Below are 16,365 nucleotides of genomic sequence, written 5' to 3'. Positions count from 1 at the left end.
CGGTGATCGGGCAAGCGCGAAGCGATTGACCGAGGCACCTTTTCTTGATAGCTGCCCGGACCCCGCAGCCGATAAAATGGCGGGTTCGCTTTTCGACGCCACCCGGTTTTTCCTTCTCATGTCCGACGCCCCCGCCAGCCCGCCCGATGACAACCAGTTGATCGCCGAACGGCGCGAAAAACTCAGGGCCCTGCGGGCAGGCCAGGCCGAAGGCAAGGGCGTCGCCTTCCCCAACGACTTCAAGCCCGCCGACCGCGCCGCCGCTCTGCTGGCGGCCCACGGCGACACGGGCGCCGAGGCGCTGGAGGCGGCGCCGGTCGCCGTCAGCGTCGCCGGGCGCATGATGCTCAAGCGCGTGATGGGCAAGGCCAGCTTCGCGACGCTGCAGGACGCCACCGGCCGCATCCAGCTCTACGTCACGCGCGACGCGGTCGGCGAGGAGGTGTACGCCGACTTCAAGAAGTGGGACCTGGGCGACATCCTCGGCGCCGAGGGCACGCTGATGAAGACCAAGACCGGCGAGCTGTCGGTCAAGGTGACGACGCTGCGCCTGCTGACCAAGAGCCTGCGCCCGCTGCCGGACAAGTTCCACGGCATGGCCGACCAGGAGCAGAAGTACCGCCAGCGCTATGTCGACCTGATCACCGACGACGCCGCGCGCGCGCGCTTCGTGGCGCGCAGCAGGGCGGTGTCGGGCATCCGCGCCTTCATGGTCGAGCACGGCTTCCTGGAGGTGGAGACGCCCATGCTCCACCCCATTCCCGGCGGCGCCAACGCCAAGCCCTTCGTCACGCACCACAACGCGCTGGACCAGGAGATGTACCTGCGCATCGCGCCGGAGCTGTACCTCAAGCGCCTGATCGTCGGCGGCTTCGAGCGCGTGTTCGAGATCAACCGCAACTTCCGCAACGAAGGCATCTCGGTCCGCCACAACCCCGAGTTCACGATGATGGAGTTCTACGCGGCCTGGTGGAACTACCGCGACCTGATGGACTTCACCGAGGCGCTGATCCGCGACGCGGCGCAGAAAGCCGTGGGCACGCTGCAGCTGAGCTACCAGGGTAGGCCGGTGGATCTCGCCGCGCCCTTCGAGCGCCTGACCATCCGCGAGGCCATCCTCAAGCACACCGATGCCGGCGACAGGGTGGACGACCGCGACTGGCTGATCGCCGCGCTGAGGAAGCAGGGCCTCTCGGAAGAGAAGGACCGCCTCGCCGCGCGCAGCCTGGCCAGCCTGCAGGTGATGTACTTCGAGGAGACGGTGGAAGAGAAGCTCTGGCAGCCCACTTTCATCATGGAGCACCCGACCGAGATCTCGCCGCTGGCGCGCGCCAACGACGAGCGGCCGGAAGTGACCGAGCGCTTCGAGCTGTACATCACCGGCCGCGAGTTCGGCAACGGCTTTTCCGAACTGAACGACGCCGAGGACCAGGCCGCCCGCTTCAATGCTCAGGTGAACGCCAAGGACGCCGGCGACGACGAGGCGATGTACTTCGACCACGACTTCGTTCGCGCCCTGGAATACGGCATGCCGCCCACCGGCGGCTGCGGCATCGGCATCGACCGCTTCATGATGCTGCTGACCGATTCGCCCAGCATCCGCGACGTGATCCTGTTTCCCGCCCTGCGGCGCGAAGGCTGAAGCCATGTCCGCCAAGATGCCGTTCTACCGGCTCGTGGCTGCCCGCCACGGCCGTTTCTTCGTCAATCCCAACGATCTGTACATCGGCCAAAGCCTGCGGCTCTACGGCGAATGGTCGGAGGCGGAGATCCGGCTCTTCGATCAAATGGTGCTGCCGGGCGACACGGTGCTGGAAGCCGGCGCCAACATCGGCTCTCACACGCTCTGGTTCTCGCAGCGCGTGGGCTCCGCGGGCACGGTATACGCCTTCGAGCCCGCGCGGCATACCTTCCAGTTGCTGTGCGCCAATCTGGTGGCCAACGACTGCCTGAACGTGCGGGCTGTGCAGCAGGCGGTGGGCTCTGTACCGGGGCGGGTCGAGTTCCCGCTGCCCGATCCCGGGCAGCCTTTCAATTTCGGTGGCGCATCTGCGAAGAAGCCTTGGGCAGGAGCCACCGAGACCGTTGCCCTGACTTCCATCGACGCCCTCGCACTCGATCGCCTTGATCTGCTCAAAGCCGATGTGGAGGGCTTCGAGGTCGAGGTACTGGAAGGCGCGACGCAGACCCTTGCACGCTGCCGTCCGGCCGTCTACGTGGAAATCAACACCCAGGAAGTGCGCAATGCCGTCGTGGCGCTGCTGGAGCCGCAAGGCTACGTCTGCTGGTACTACATCACGCCGATGTTCTGGGCCTCCAACTGGCTGGGGCGCAGCGACGACATCTTCAACGACTATTCCTTCGACATGCTGTGCCTGCCGGAGGAGCGCTTCGAGGTGAGCAGCATGTCCCGTGCCGGCGTCGACGACGGCGTGATGCGCTATCTGCCCACGCAGCGCGTCTGGGCGACCCACCCTTGGGATCAGGCCCGCGTCAGTCGCCGGGCTTGCTGAATTCCACCGGCGGCGCGATGCGATCGACCGGTCCGAACTGGGTCGACAACTCGGTCACCAGCGCCTGCAGCGCCTCGTCCGACATGCTCTGAATGGCATCGGCGTGCCGGATGTTATCGCTGTCGCGGGTGGCTTGAATCCATTCGCTGCGAGACGCGGTATCGTGGTGCAGATGGATCAGCGGCGGGGTGAAGGAATGCCAACGCACACCCAGCCGCGTGGCCCGGTTCAGCAGTTCGTCGTCTTCGCCGCCCCAGCCTTCCAGGCGTTCGTTGTAGCCGCCCACGCGAAGGTAGTCCTGACGCTTGAACAGCACCACGCCACCGTTGGCCGAGGCATACAGCAATGCGGCTTCCGGCGGCAACGCCGCGGGATCGAGCGAATGCAGCGCGCCGACATCTCCTGTCTCCAGGAAACGCTGCCTGAGCGAGCCCTCGACATTGACGACCGGCCAGTAGGGACAGATGGCGTCGGACGTTGCGCCGTGCAGCAGTCCATTCACCGCACCCGCCAGCGCCGTTGGCATGGCAACGGAATCGGCGTCGTGCAGGCAGACGACGGGGCTGTTCGCCAGCCGCACGCCCATGTTGCACAGACGCGCCTTGGGAAACGGCCCGTCGTGGTGAACGAAGACATGGCGGACCGAAGCATCCCCGATGCGCGCCCACTCGAAATGCGGGCGTGCATCCGCCTCCATGAGCCAGATGCGGCAGTCGCTGTAGGTGGCCACCAGATGACGCAGCACGCCATAGAGGTTGTCGCGGCGCTCTGCCGACGCCTCCCTGTAGGGCACGACCAGATCGATGTGCTGAAGCGACAACCTGTTCGCTGTGTTCATTCCAGGCCTCTTCGCGGCATCAACTGCCGCCGCCGGATCTCGCTATCGGCGGCTGGCGCCCATTCGCCGGATGCCGTCCTCCTGTCCATGTCGTCCAGAAAGCGGTCCAGCACCCCACCCTCGGCCGGGCTCTGGTTGCACAGAAGAACCAGGTCGCAGCCGGCCTCCAGCGCGGCGCAGGCGGCCTCGGCGAAACTCAGGACGCGCCCTTCGATGTAGCGGCCGGCCTCCATGCTCAGGTCGTCGCTGAAGATCGCGCCCTCGAAGCCGAGCCGGCCGCGCAGGATGTCCTGCAGCCACCGGCGCGAGAACCCGGCAGGCCGCGGATCGACCCGGCTGTAGATCACGTGCGCCGGCATCACGGCGCCCAGCGTGTCGCTCAGCCATTCGAACGGCTTCGCGTCTTCCGCCAGGATGGCCTTGAGGCTGCGCCGGTCGACGGGGATCGCCACGTGCGAATCGGCCTGGACGTACCCGTGGCCGGGAAAGTGCTTGCCGCAGCAGGACATGCCGGCGCGCAGCATGCCGTGCATCACGCTCTTGGCCAGCAGCGTCACCACGCGCGGGTCGCGGTGGAAGCTGCGGTCGCCGATGACGCTGCTTTCGCCGTGGTCCAGATCGAGCACCGGCGCGAAGCTGAAGTCCACGCCCACGGCGCGCAGTTCGCTCGCCAGCGTGTGGCCGAGGGCGCTGGCCTGCTGCGTGGCGCGCATCGGGTCCTGCATCCACGCCTCGCCCAGCGAGCGCATGGAGGGCAGCCGCGTGAAGCCGTCGGTGCGGAAGCGCTGCACGCGTCCGCCCTCGTGGTCCACGCAGATCAACAGGTCGGGCCGCAGCGATTTGATCTCGGCATTGAGCGCCGTCATCTGCGCCCGGCCTTCCCAGTTGCGCGCGAAATGGATGACGCCGCCGACCAGCGGATGCGTAAGGCGCCGGCGGTCGTCGTCGGTCAGCGCGGTGCCGGCGACGTCGATGATCAGGGGACGGTGGAAAAACTCGCTCATGTCAGTCATCCGTGACACGCCGCACCACCCACGGCACACGAAGCGCAACGGAACAGAAGGCCGCGGAGCAGGCCATGCGGGAACGCTCGCGGAACTGGCTCCGCCAGGCCGCTGAGCGTGCCCCCTGGAAGGGGGTTGGCGAAGCGGAACGAAATCCGCGCAGACTGGGGTGGGTCATGTTTTTTCGACCACGACGAAACTGGCCGCGTAGTCCGCCTCGTCGGTCACCGTCACGTGCGCCGCCAGGCCCTGCGCCTCGAACCAGCCCTTCAGCGGATCGTGCAGCACGATGCGCGGCTTGCCGCCGGGCTCGTTGAGGATCTCGCACAGGCGCCAGCCCATCGGCGCATGCATGCCCAGGCCGATGGCCTTGCTGAAGGCCTCCTTGGCCGAGAAGCGCGTGGCCAGGTAGCGCAGGCCGCGCTTCGGCCAGCGGGCGCTGCGGGCGCGCCAGACGGCCAGCTCCGCATCGCCCAGGACGCGCAGCGCGAAGCGCTCGCCCTGCCGCCGGAAGGTCGCCTCGATGCGGCGGATGTCGCACAGGTCGGTGCCGATGCCGTGGATCATGCGACGGCGCCGCCGTAGGCCTCGTCGATGCAGCGCAGGTAGTCGCGCGTGGTCGCGGCGTAGCCAGACTCCAGCGCATCGGCGATGAAGGCGTGGCCGATCGACACCTCCCGGATGCCCGGCACCGCCTGCAGGAACAGCGTGAGGTTGTCGCGGCTGAGGTCGTGGCCGGCGTTGACCTGCAGGCCCACGGCCTGCGCCGCGCGTGCGGCGGCCGCGTACTGCGACAGCACCGGCCCGGCGCGCGAGGTGCCGCGCGAGGCGGCGTAGCCCTCGGTGTACAGCTCGACGCGGTCAGCGCCGGTGGCGCGTGCCTCGGCCATCTGCTCGGGCTCCGGGTCCATGAACAGGCTCACCCGCACGCCCAGCGCGCGGGCCTCGGCCACCAGGGGTTTCAGGCGGGCCAGGTCCTCCGGGAAGCGCCAGCCGTGGTCGCTGGTGAACTGGTCCTCGCTGTCGGGCACGAAGGTGGCCTGGTGCGGCCGGAACTCGCGCACGAAGTCCATCAGGTTGTGGAAGGGGTTGCCCTCGATGTTGAACTCGGCCCGCGGCCAGTCGCGCTGCAGCAGGGCGGAGAGGTCGGCCACGTCCTGCGCGCGGATGTGGCGCCCGTCGGGCCGCGGGTGGACCGTGATGCCGTGGGCGCCGGCATCCAGGCACAGCGCGGCGGCGTAGGTCACGCTGGGGATGCCCAGGTGCCGCGTGTTGCGCACCAGCGCCACCTTGTTCAGGTTGACCGACAGGGAGGTACGGGACGAAGGAATGACGACGCTCATAAGTCTTGCAGCTCCCGCATCAGCTGCCGGGTGCGCAGCGTGGAGACGCCGCAATGGTAGTTGAGCAGTTGCCGCAGCTGCGCGCGCAGCGCGGCGCTGGCGCCGGCGGGCAGCTCGGCCACGGCGCGCACCGTGGCGGCGAAGGGGGCGCTGTCGTCCAGCGACCGGTGCAGCGTGCGCCAGGCGCCGCCGGCCAGCGCCGGCTCGCCCTCGCCGGCCTCGCGCAGGCCGGCCTCGGCCAGCAGCGCGTAGGGCACGGCGTCCTGCAGCGGCGCCAGCGTCGAGGTCTGGACGTCCAGCGCCGGCAGCAGGCCCACCTCGCGCAGCAGCAGCAGCTCGAAGGCGCGCAGGGCCGAGGCCTGCACGCTGGCCTGCGCGCTGCCCTCCGGCGCGGCGGCGAGCACCTGCACGGCCCCCGCATAGGCATCGAAGAGCTGAGGATGCGCATCGTCGCGCGCCAGCAGGCGGATCAGCAGCTCGTTGAGGTAGTAGCCCGACAGCAGGGCCTCACCGGTGGGCATCACGTGCCCGCCCATCCATTCGGCGGACTTCAGCGTGCGGATCTCCGCGTCGCCCCCGTAGCCCAGCTGCAGCGGCTGCAGCGGCAGCAGCACCGGCCGGAAGCTGGAACTGGGCCGCTTGGCACCCTTGGCGACGAGCGCGATGCGGCCGTGGTGGCGCGTCAGCGCCTCGAGGATCAGGCTGGACTCGCTCCAGTCGTAGCGGTGCAGCACATAGGCCGGCTCATGCAGGACGGAGCTGCGCTTCATTCATAGCCGAACGAGCGGACCCGCGCCTCGTCGTCGGCCCAGCCCGAGCGCACCTTGACCCACAGCTCGATGAAGACCTTGGCGTCCATGAGCTTCTCCAGTTCCTGCCGCGCCTCGGTGCCGATGCGCTTGATGCGGTCGCCCTTGTCGCCGATCACCATGGCCTTGTGGCCGTCGCGCTCGACCACGATGGTGGCGGCGATGCGCAGCAGGCGCTTCTGGCCCTTCTTCTGCGGCGGCTCCTCCTCGAACTTGTCTATGACGACCGTGGAGGTGTAGGGCAGCTCGTCGCCGGTCAGGCGGAACAGCTTCTCGCGCACCGTCTCGCTGGCCAGGAACTTCTCGCTGCGGTCGGTCAGCTCGTCCTCGTCGTACCACCAGTCCTGCTGGGGCAGGTACTTCGCGCAGATGCCGAACAGGCGCTCGATGTCCTTCGGGTTCTTGGCCGACATGGGCACGAACTCCGCGAAGGCGTGTTCCTTCTGCATCTCGGCCAGCCAGGGTGCGATGTCGGCGCGGCGGTGCACGGTGTCGAGCTTGTTGGCCACCAGGAGGACCGGCGCGTCCTTGCCCAGCAGGCCCAGCACCTTCGCGTCGGCCGGCGTGAAGCGGCCGGCCTCGACCACGAAGAGCACCAGGTCCACGTCGGCCACCGCGCCCAGCACCGTCTTGTTGAGCGAGCGGTTGAGCGCGTTGCCGTGGCGCGTCTGGAAGCCGGGCGTGTCGACGAACACGAACTGCGTGCCGCCGCCCTCCAGTTCCGGCAGGGTGCGCACGCCGGTGATGCGGTGGCGCGTGGTCTGCGCCTTGCGCGAGGTGATGCTGATCTTCTGCCCCACCAGCGCGTTGAGCAGCGTGGACTTGCCGACGTTGGGCTTGCCGACGATGGCCACGAGGCCGCAGCGGCGCGCGGCGTCGGTCGCGGGGGTTTCTGCGTCGGGATGTTCAGCCATGGCGGTGTTCTTCAGGGTCGATGGGCCTTCAGGCGCAGCAGCATCGCCGCGGCGGCCGCCTGCTCGCCTGCCCGGCGCGAGCCGCCGATGCCGCGCTCGACGAAGCCCAGCTCGGCCACCTCGCACTCGACGTCGAAGGTCTGCTTGTGGGCCGCGCCGAGCGTGGCGACCACGCGATAGGCGGGGAGCTTCATTTTGTGGCCCTGCAGCCACTCCTGCAATTCCGTCTTGGCGTCCTTGCCGGCCGCCTCCATGCGGGGGTTGATCTCCACCGCCTCGTACAGGCGCTCCACCAGCGCCTGCGCGGCGGCATAGCCGGCGTCTAGGTAGACGGCGCCGATCACCGCTTCCAGCGCGTCGGCCAGGATGGACGGCCGCGCCGCGCCGCCGGACTTCGCCTCGCCCTCGCCCAGGCGCAGCAGGGGCGACAGCTCCAGCTTCAGCGCCAGGCGGTGCAGGGTGTCCTGCTTGACGAGGTTGGCCCGCACCCGCGAAAGGTCGCCCTCGGGCAACTGCGCCAGGCGTCGGAACAGCAGGTGCGAGACGGCCAGGCTCAGCACCGAATCGCCCAGGAATTCCAGCCGTTCGTTGTGGTCGGACGAGTAGCTGCGGTGCGTCAGCGCGCGCTGCAGCAGGACGGGATCCGAGAAGCGGTGCGACAGGCGCGCCTGCAGGCCCGCAAGAGCGCTGTCTTTCACGTGCGTTGCAGGGCGCTCAGTTGAGGGCTCAGTTGGATTCGCCCTTGTACTTCAGCAGCAGGTAGGCCGGGCCGAAGAGGTGGATTTCCTTGTCGTAGGCGAAGGCGACGACCACCTTCTCGCCGTCCTTGCGCACCTCGAGGTCGCGGCCGGCGACGGCCTGGAAGTCGTCGATGGCCTGCGCCCGGTCGAAGATGGCGCGCACCTCGGGCACCGTCGTGCCTTCCTTGGCCTTGTTGGCCGCCTTCAGGATGGCCTGGTACTCGATCAGCGTCGGGATCACCTGCGCCACCACCACGCCCACGCACGCCAGCACCACGGCGACGAACAGCAGGCCGATGAACGAGATGCCGCGCTGGCGCCGGCGTTCGGATTGGATTTCCCTCATACCCTCTTTTCTTTCCCTGAAAAATGGCGGCCGCTCAGCCGCTCAATGGAACGAACCGATGCGCCCCAGGCTGCCGAAGTTCATCCAGATGAAGAAGGCCTTGCCCACGACGTTCTGGTCCGGCACGAAGCCCCAGTAGCGCGAATCGAGCGAGTTGTCGCGGTTGTCGCCCATCATGAAATAGTGACCCGGCGGCACCTTGCAGACCACGCCCTCGACACTGTAACGACAATTTTCACGGCCGGGGAAGTCCATCACCTCCGCGTCGGACAGGCCCGCCCGCCGGCTGTCGTCGTTGAGCAGCATGTGCGTGCGGCCGTCCAGGTCCTCGCGGTACTGCTTGAAGTAGCGCATGACGTCCTCGTCGAAGTAGTCGGGCACCGCCTCCTTGGCAACCGGCTGGCCGTTGATGGTCAGTTGCTTGTTCAGGTAGGCCACCTCGTCGCCGGGGATGCCGACCACGCGCTTGATGTAGTCCATGCTCGGCTTGGGCGGGTAGCGGAACACCACCACGTCGCCGCGCGCCAGCGGCGTGCCCTCGGTGATCTTGGTGTTGACCACCGGCAGGCGCAGCCCGTAGGTGAACTTGTTCACCAGGATCAGGTCGCCGGTGAGCAGGGTCGGCATCATCGAGCCGGAGGGGATCTTGAACGGCTCGACGACGAAGGAGCGCAGCAGGAACACGGCCAGGATCACCGGGAACAGCCCCGCCGTCCAGTCCAGCCACCAGGGCTGCGCCAGGATTTTCTCGCGTGCCTGGCCGTCCTCGCGGTCGAACTGGGTGATGCCCTGGCGCGTCAGCTCCTCGCGCCGCTGCGCGCCGGCCGCATCGAACGCCGCCGCGGCCGCCCGCCGCCGGGGCAGGAACCAGAAACGCTCGGCCAGCCAGTAGGCGCCGGTGATCAGGGTGGCCAGGAACAGCAGCAGGGCGAAGTTGCCTTCGACCGCGTCGAGGTACCAGGCGCCGATGTAGCCGGCGAACGCGGCGAGGATCAGGGAAGTCAGGAGTGCCATCGCTTGGGGAGATGAGGTTTGCTTATTCTTCGACCTGCAGGATGGCCAGGAAGGCTTCCTGCGGCACCTCGACCGAGCCGATCTGCTTCATCCGCTTCTTGCCGGCCTTCTGCTTTTCCAGCAGCTTGCGCTTGCGGGTGATGTCGCCGCCGTAGCATTTTGCCAGCACGTTCTTGCGCAGCGCCTTGACGGTCTCGCGGGCGATGATGTTGGCGCCGATGGCCGCCTGGATCGCCACGTCGAACATCTGGCGGCTGATGATCTCGCGCATCTTCGCCACCACCGCCCGGCCGCGGTACTGCGACTGGCTGCGGTGCACGATGATCGACAGGGCGTCCACCTTCTCGCCGTTGAGCAGGATGTCGACCTTGACCACGTCGGACGGCCGGTACTCCTTGAACTCGTAGTCCATGCTGGCGTAGCCACGGCTGACGGACTTGAGCCGGTCGAAGAAGTCCAGCACGATCTCGCCCAGCGGCAGTTCGTAGGTCAGCATCACCTGGCGGCCGTGGTAGGCCATGTTGATCTGCACGCCGCGCTTCTGGTTGGCCAGCGTCATCACCGGGCCGACGTACTCCTGCGGCATGTACAGGTGCACCGTGACGATCGGCTCGCGGATCTCGGCCGTCTTGCCGATGTCGGGCATCTTGGAGGGGTTCTCCACCATCATGAGCTCGCCGTCGTTCTTGAGCACCTGGTAGACCACGCTCGGCGCGGTGGTGATCAGATCCTGGTCGAACTCGCGCTCCAGCCGCTCCTGCACGATCTCCATGTGCAAGAGGCCCAGGAAGCCGCAGCGGAAGCCGAAGCCCAGCGCCTGGCTCACCTCCGGCTCGAAGTGCAGCGAGGCGTCGTTGAGCTTGAGCTTCTCCAGCGCGTCGCGCAGCTGGTCGTATTCGCTCGCCTCGGTCGGGTACAGGCCGGCGAAGACCTGCGGCTGGATCTCCTTGAAGCCCGGCAGCGGCTCGGCCGCCGGCGTGGTGTTGGCGCCCTGCGCCGTGCGCACCACCGTGATGGTGTCACCCACCTTGGCCGCCTGCAGTTCCTTGATGCCGGCGATGATGTAGCCCACCTCGCCCGCTTCCAGGCTCGTCCGCGGCTCGTTGGCCGGGGTGAACACGCCCAGGTTGTCGGCGTTGTAGAGCGCGTCGGTGGCCATCAGCTTGATGCGGTCGCCCTTGCCCAGGCGGCCGTCGACCACGCGCACCAGCATCACCACGCCCACGTAGGCGTCGAACCAGCTGTCGATGATCATGGCGCGCAGCGGCGCATCCGCCTTGCCGCGCGGCGGCGGCACCTTGGCGACGATCGCCTCCAGGATCTCGTCCACGCCCATGCCGGTCTTCGCCGAACACGGGATGGCATCGCTCGCGTCGATGCCGATCACGTCCTCGATCTCTTCCTTCGCGCGCTCGGGATCGGACTGCGGCAAATCCATCTTGTTGAGTACCGGCAGCACCTCGACGCCGAGGTCCAGCGCGGTGTAGCAGTTGGCCACCGTCTGCGCTTCCACGCCCTGCGATGCATCGACGACGAGCAGCGCGCCCTCGCATGCGGAGAGCGAGCGCGAGACCTCGTACGAGAAGTCGACGTGGCCCGGCGTGTCGATGAGATTGAGGTTGTAGACCTGTCCGTCGCGCGCCTTGTAGTGCAGCGCGGCGGTCTGCGCCTTGATGGTTATCCCACGCTCCTTCTCGATGTCCATCGAGTCGAGCACCTGCGCCTGCATCTCGCGCTCGGCGAGGCCACCACAGCGCTGGATGAGGCGGTCCGCCAGCGTCGACTTGCCGTGATCGATGTGCGCAATGATCGAGAAATTTCTGATGTGGTTCATCAACGGGAACGCTTAAGTACTTGAAATCACTCGCACACAGGCGGCACAGCACAAGAAAAAAGGGCGCGTCTTCGAAGGACGCGCCCTGAACCAACAAGCAATGGCAACTGCAGTAGTTGGAGCTTCATTGTAGGCAAATCGGGGGGCGCGTACAGGCAGGAAGGGCAGCCGAAGGCTCGTTGCAGGGCAGCAACAGGAATTATATGAACAGCTTATCCACAGGCATTGTGGGTGACTTCATGAACAACTTGTGGGCGATCTGTGGAGCAGCGGTGCATGCCGCGTGACCATCTCGTATCGTGGTGGCCGACCCCTCTGTTATGCCGCCGAAAGAGCATCCGGGCGACGCATTCTACCGAAACCCATCCAAGGGCTCAGACAAAGTTAGTAGATGCAAACTTCAATTGAAGTGGGTCCGCGCGCGGCGTCCGGCGGCTTTGTCGCCAAAAAAAGACCCCAAACCCGACTGACGGGTGGGGCCACTTGACGCCGTCGCGAAGCTCAGCGCGACGGGCGGATGAGGGCGTATTGCGCCCACTCGCCGCGGCGGAACAGCACGCTGACCGGCTTGGAGCGGTCGATCTTCGCCAGGGCCGCATCGAACTCGCGCACGTTCGCCACCTCCACGTTGCCCACGGCGAGGATGACGTCGCCCTCGCGCAGCCCGGCACGGGCCGCCGCCTCGCTGGCGGCGTCCACGCGCACCCCGCCGCGCAGCTTCAGTTCCTGCTTGCGCTCGGCGCTCAACTCGCTGACGGCCAGGCCGAGCGACTTGGCGGCGGCCGAGGCGGAAGACGGCGTCGGCTCCTCGCGGCTGCCCGGCACGCGGGCCGGCTTGTCGGGCTCCAGCTCCGCGACGGTCACGGTCAGGTCGCGCGTCTTGCCGCGGCGGAACACGGTGACGGTGCTCTTGGTGCCCGGCTTGGTGTTGCCCACCAGGCGCGGCAGGTCGCTCGGCTTGTCGATGGCCGTGCCATCGAACTTGAGGATGATGTCGCCGGCCTCGATGCCGCCCTTGTCGCCGGGCGAACCGGTCTCCACGCCGCGCACCAGCGCGCCCTGCGGCTTGCCCAGCCCGATGGACTCAGCCACGTCCTTGGTGACCTGGTCGATCTGCACGCCGATGCGTCCGCGCGTGACGCGCCCGGAGGCGCGCAGCTGCTCGCTGACGCGGATGGCCTCGTCGATCGGGATCGCGAACGAGATGCCCATGAAGCCGCCCGAGCGCGAATAGATCTGGCTGTTGATGCCCACCACCTCGCCGCGCATGTTGATCAGCGGGCCGCCCGAGTTGCCGGGATTGACCGCCACGTCGGTCTGGATGAAGGGCAGGTAGTCGCCGGTGTCGCGCTGCTTGGCGCTGACGATGCCGGCGGTGACGGTGTTGTCCAGCCCGAAGGGCGAGCCGATGGCCATCACCCACTCGCCCACGCGCAGGCGCGAGATGTCACCCACCTTCACGGCCGGCAGGCCGGTCGCGTCGATCTTGACCACCGCCACGTCGGTGCGCTTGTCGCTGCCGACGATCTTCGCCTTGAACTCGCGCTTGTCCGCCAGGGTGACGATCACCTCCGAGGCGTCCTCGACCACGTGCGCGTTGGTCATCACGTAGCCGTCGGCGGTGAGGATGAAGCCGGAACCGACGCCGCGCGGGCGCTCCTCCTCCTGCGGCTGGCCGCGGCGCGGCCCCTGGCGCGGCATGCCCGGCAGCGGCTGGCCGAAGAAGCGGCGGAAGAATTCCTGCATCTCCTCGTCCATCTCCGCGGAGGCGCCGCCGCGCGCCACGCGCTCGGTGGTGCGGATGTTGACCACGGACGGGCCGACCTGGTCCACCAGGTCGGTGAAGTCGGGCAGCACGCGCGCCGCCGCGGCGGGCTGCTGCGCCTGGGCCGCGGCCGGGACGAGTGCGGCGGAGCCCGTCACCGCCAGCGCGGCGGCCAGCAGGCAGGCATGGAGTCCGGTCTTGCCTTCGGCTTGGAACATCGTCATCTCTCTCTTGTCGGGTGATGGTGAACGGAAAGGGGAAGCGCAGCCTTCGAATTGTCGGGGCCGGATCGGTTCCCGGCCGTCGGCCGGCGCCGCGGATCGCAGGGGCCGGTCAACGCGTGCGCGCCAGCGCCTGCGCGAAGGATTCGAGCGTCCGGGGCGGCACCTCGCCGACGGCGGTGAGCCACCAGCCGCCGTCCTCGGCCAGCAGGCGCCGGGTCAGCGTGTAGGTGGCGCCGAGCTGCATCACGGTCTCGGGCCCGGCCTGCTGCGGGTCGAAGGGCTCGATGAACAGGGACACCGTCGCCAGGCCGTCCGAGAAGGTCCACTGCACCGTACGCTCGCCGTCCGAGGCCCGGCTGCCGAGCGCGCGGCGGTAGCAGCTCACCGGCTTGAAGCCGGGCACCGGCGCCTTCAGCGCCCAGCCCTCCGCCTCGGCGGTGGTGCGCCGCAATTGCGATTTCTCGATCCGGTAGCCGCTCGTGCTGGACATCATCTGGTCCAGCGCCCGCACCTGCAGCGGCGCATCCAGTTGCACTTCGGAGAAGGCGGACTGCTCCACCACGCCGCCCTCCGCATCCAGCGTCTGCAGCTTGAGCACCAGCCCGGAGCGGCGCTCGCTCCAGACGCGGTAGCCGAAGCGCAGGTCGTCGCGCGGCACGATCTGCACCACGTCGGCATCGATGCCGGCAACGCGGCCCTTGCCCAGCAGGCGCACGCCGTACAGAGAGGCGATGGAGGACTCGGACGCGCCGAGCAGGTTGGGGAACACCTCCACGTTGTCGCGCCGCTCGCTGCGGATCACGCCCAGCTCGGGCAGGAAGGTGAGCACCAGGTCGTTGCGGCGGAAGGTGGAGCGCGGCGGGCCGCTCAGCGCCTCGACGCGCTCGATCTGCAGATCGCCCTCGCAGGCATGCCAGATCCGCGCGCTGGACAGGTCGCCGGTGGCGGCGGACACCACGAAGGTGCCGACGTAGCTGGTCTGCCGGGCCGCCTGGTGCATGCGGCGCAGCCAGTCCAGCACGCCCAGGCGCGCCGGGTCCTGCGGCGCCGCGGCCGGGGAAGCGGCCTCGGGGGCCGTATCCTGGGCATGGACCGGCAGGCCGCCGAGCCCGCCGGCCAGCAGCAGCGCGGCGGCGATCGAGCGGAAAGGGCGTGCCGGCGCCAGCAGCGCGGTCGGCGGGTTACCAGCGCGACTTGGCATGCCTCAGCGCGAAGGACCTTCGAAGGTGGCGTTGCGCAGGAAACCCGACGGCATGTTGGAGGCGCCGCTGGCCTGCTGGTGGGCCTGGAGCAGTTCGTCCAGCCGCGGGTCGCGCAGCATGATCTGCGGGGCGCCGTTGCCGATCACCACGCGCGAGCGGGCCGGCTGCCCACCCTGGGTCGCCGCGGCCAGCACGGGAGGCTGGCCGGCTGCGCCCGGCACCACCAGTTGCGGCGTGCTGCGCGCCAGTTGGGCGCCGGCCGGCGCGGTGCCGCCCTGCCCCATCCAGGCCCAGCCGATCGCGGCCGCCGCCGCCACCGAGGCCACGCCGGCGGCCACCTTCCAGCGGAACACCGGCTCGTTGGCCGCCTCGGCGCGCACCATGCGCAGCTCTGCCCCCGGCGCCGGCTGCGCCGCCCCGGGGCGGACGACCTCGGCCGCCAGCCGCTCGCGCAGCCGTGCCAGGAAGGCGGCCGAGTCGGAGCACGGCGCATGCGTGCCCGAGCGCAGCACGTCGCCCACCAGGTGCACCACCTGCCATTCGCGCCGCAAGTCCTCGCGCACGCCCAGATCGCCCACCGCCCGGGCGAAAGCTTCGCCGTGCAGCGCCCCGTCCGCCAGCGCGGATACACGCTCGAGATCCTGCTTCATGCCTTCGTCCATGTCGTTCACCTGATCGTCACCACCGCTTGCCCGACTGGTTGTCCAGCAGGGGTTTCACCCGCGCCGAGATCGCTTCGCGCGCCCGGAAGATGCGCGAGCGCACCGTACCGATCGGGCAATTCATGACCTCGGCGATTTCCTCGTAGCTCAAACCCTCGATCTCCCGCAGGGTCACGGCCTGCCGCAGTTCGGCCGGCAACGCCTCCATCGCGGCGTTGACCGCGGCGGCGATCTCCTGCGCCGCCAGCACGGAATCGGGGGTTTCGTCGCTGATTGGTTCGTTTCCGCCCCGGTAAGTTTCATCGTCGTCGTCGGCCCCGCGCAGCGCCGCCTCGGGCACCGTCGGGTCGCGTTTCATGTCCACCAGGGCCTTCTTGGCCGTGTTGACGGCGATGCGGTACAGCCAGGTGTAGAACTGCGCCTCGCCGCGGAACTGGTGCAGCGCGCGGTAGGCGCGGATGAAGGTTTCCTGGGCGATGTCCTCGACCAGGTCGACGTCGCGCACCATCCGGCCGATCAGCCGCTCGATGCGGCGCTGGTACTTGAGCACCAGGAGCTCGTAGGCCTTCTGGTCGCCGGCCACCGTGCGCTGGACGAGCTGGAAATCCGGGTCGACCGGCCGCCCGGCGGCAGGGCCGTCGTTCTCGGGCGGGGGCGGGGGGGATGCGGTCATGCAGCAGGCGGGACGCGCCGCGCGCCGGCATCGGCGGCGGGCACCGGCGCCGCTTCGGGCGACGGGGGGCGGCAATATACCGCACGGCGCAGGGCGTTCCAGCGCTCGGGCGCCCAGCCACGCTCCAGCCACAGCCAACGCGGCGCCTGCCCGGGCTCCGCCAGGCGCAGCAGCAGCACGCCCTGCAGGTCGAGTCCCGCAGCCGCCGTCGCCATGCGCATGGCTGCGCCGTCCGTGCCCAGGTGCCAGTACGCGCCGTCCCATGCCAGCGGGCTCGGCGGCACCCGACCCAGCGCGTGGACCGCGGCGAGGGCCGTCAATGCCAGCGCGGTCGCCAGGGCCGCCGCGCGCGCCGGGTCGGCCGGGTTCTGGTGGAGCCACAGCCCCGCACAGGCCGCGCCGGCCAGCCACAGTGCGGCGAAGAGCCCGGCCGCAAAGCGCGAGCGCCCCACCGGATAGCTCACCGATGGGGCGCTGTGCATGA

17 protein-coding genes are annotated in these 16,365 nt (G+C 68.8%); 2 read left to right on the top strand and 15 right to left on the bottom strand.

Annotated elements, in window-relative coordinates:
* Nucleotides 1–118 precede the first annotated feature (118 nt).
* Both lysS and Q392_RS13795 read left to right on the top strand, forming a co-directional pair.
* Nucleotides 119–1,642: a lysine--tRNA ligase gene (gene lysS, locus Q392_RS13800; RefSeq protein ID WP_038208594.1), complete on the top strand. Its 1,524-nt coding sequence runs from the start codon at nt 119–121 to the stop codon at nt 1,640–1,642.
* Nucleotides 1,643–1,646: 4 nt separating this feature from the next.
* Nucleotides 1,647–2,513 (top strand): FkbM family methyltransferase, encoded by an 867-nt coding sequence (locus tag Q392_RS13795; RefSeq protein WP_051953450.1) that lies wholly within the window; start codon nt 1,647–1,649, stop codon nt 2,511–2,513.
* Here Q392_RS13795 and Q392_RS32010 read toward each other — a convergent pair.
* From Q392_RS32010 to Q392_RS13720, 15 genes are all read right to left on the bottom strand, one after another.
* Entirely contained in the window at nt 2,494–3,351 is an 858-nt protein-coding gene (locus Q392_RS32010; protein WP_084217054.1) for a galactosyltransferase-related protein, read from the bottom strand. The genes Q392_RS13795 and Q392_RS32010 overlap by 20 nt on opposite strands.
* A complete protein-coding gene (nagZ, locus tag Q392_RS13785) occupies nt 3,348–4,355 on the bottom strand; it encodes a beta-N-acetylhexosaminidase (protein ID WP_084217053.1) in 1,008 nt (335 codons plus the stop codon). Before nagZ ends, Q392_RS32010 begins: the two co-directional genes overlap by 4 nt.
* A 174-nt stretch (nt 4,356–4,529) precedes the next feature.
* Nucleotides 4,530–4,922 (bottom strand): holo-ACP synthase, encoded by a 393-nt coding sequence (gene acpS / locus Q392_RS13780; RefSeq protein WP_038208347.1) that lies wholly within the window; start codon nt 4,920–4,922, stop codon nt 4,530–4,532.
* The gene (locus Q392_RS13775) at nt 4,919–5,698 is read right to left on the bottom strand and encodes a pyridoxine 5'-phosphate synthase (protein ID WP_038208344.1); all 780 of its coding nucleotides are present in this window, start codon (nt 5,696–5,698) and stop codon (nt 4,919–4,921) included. The genes acpS and Q392_RS13775 overlap by 4 nt, the downstream gene beginning before the upstream one ends.
* Nucleotides 5,695–6,468 (bottom strand): DNA repair protein RecO, encoded by a 774-nt coding sequence (gene recO / locus Q392_RS13770; protein ID WP_038208340.1) that lies wholly within the window; start codon nt 6,466–6,468, stop codon nt 5,695–5,697. Before recO ends, Q392_RS13775 begins: the two co-directional genes overlap by 4 nt.
* The gene (era, locus tag Q392_RS13765) at nt 6,465–7,421 is read right to left on the bottom strand and encodes a GTPase Era (RefSeq protein ID WP_038208338.1); all 957 of its coding nucleotides are present in this window, start codon (nt 7,419–7,421) and stop codon (nt 6,465–6,467) included. The genes recO and era overlap by 4 nt, the downstream gene beginning before the upstream one ends.
* An 11-nt stretch (nt 7,422–7,432) precedes the next feature.
* Nucleotides 7,433–8,119, bottom strand: a complete 687-nt coding sequence (rnc, locus tag Q392_RS13760; RefSeq protein WP_038208335.1) for a ribonuclease III — start codon at nt 8,117–8,119, stop codon at nt 7,433–7,435.
* 28 nt (nt 8,120–8,147) lie between these two features.
* A complete protein-coding gene (locus Q392_RS13755) occupies nt 8,148–8,507 on the bottom strand; it encodes a DUF4845 domain-containing protein (RefSeq protein WP_038208332.1) in 360 nt (119 codons plus the stop codon).
* A gap of 42 nt (nt 8,508–8,549) precedes the next feature.
* Nucleotides 8,550–9,521 carry a signal peptidase I gene (lepB, locus tag Q392_RS13750; protein ID WP_038208329.1) on the bottom strand — a complete coding sequence of 324 codons (972 nt, stop codon included), beginning with the start codon at nt 9,519–9,521 and terminating at the stop codon, nt 8,550–8,552.
* 22 nt (nt 9,522–9,543) lie between these two features.
* The gene (lepA, locus tag Q392_RS13745) at nt 9,544–11,355 is read right to left on the bottom strand and encodes a translation elongation factor 4 (RefSeq protein WP_038208326.1); all 1,812 of its coding nucleotides are present in this window, start codon (nt 11,353–11,355) and stop codon (nt 9,544–9,546) included.
* Nucleotides 11,356–11,856: 501 nt separating this feature from the next.
* Nucleotides 11,857–13,338, bottom strand: a complete 1,482-nt coding sequence (locus tag Q392_RS13740; protein WP_038208586.1) for a DegQ family serine endoprotease — start codon at nt 13,336–13,338, stop codon at nt 11,857–11,859.
* Between the two features lie 115 nt (nt 13,339–13,453).
* Nucleotides 13,454–14,545: a MucB/RseB C-terminal domain-containing protein gene (locus Q392_RS13735; RefSeq protein WP_084217052.1), complete on the bottom strand. Its 1,092-nt coding sequence runs from the start codon at nt 14,543–14,545 to the stop codon at nt 13,454–13,456.
* Nucleotides 14,546–14,548: 3 nt separating this feature from the next.
* The gene (locus tag Q392_RS13730) at nt 14,549–15,196 is read right to left on the bottom strand and encodes a sigma-E factor negative regulatory protein (RefSeq protein WP_038208582.1); all 648 of its coding nucleotides are present in this window, start codon (nt 15,194–15,196) and stop codon (nt 14,549–14,551) included.
* A 28-nt stretch (nt 15,197–15,224) separates the two neighbouring features.
* Complete coding sequence (gene rpoE, locus Q392_RS13725) at nt 15,225–15,881, bottom strand: RNA polymerase sigma factor RpoE (RefSeq protein WP_038208323.1); 657 nt, start codon at nt 15,879–15,881, stop codon at nt 15,225–15,227.
* On the bottom strand, nt 15,878–16,363 hold the full coding sequence (locus Q392_RS13720; protein WP_038208320.1) for a hypothetical protein: 486 nt from the start codon (nt 16,361–16,363) through the stop codon (nt 15,878–15,880). The genes rpoE and Q392_RS13720 overlap by 4 nt, the downstream gene beginning before the upstream one ends.
* Nucleotides 16,364–16,365 lie beyond the last annotated feature (2 nt).

The sequence above is a fragment of the Xenophilus azovorans DSM 13620 genome (genome assembly GCF_000745855.1).
Lineage (GTDB): Bacteria > Pseudomonadota > Gammaproteobacteria > Burkholderiales > Burkholderiaceae_C > Xenophilus > Xenophilus azovorans.
This window is presented reverse-complemented; position numbering and strand designations above follow the sequence as displayed.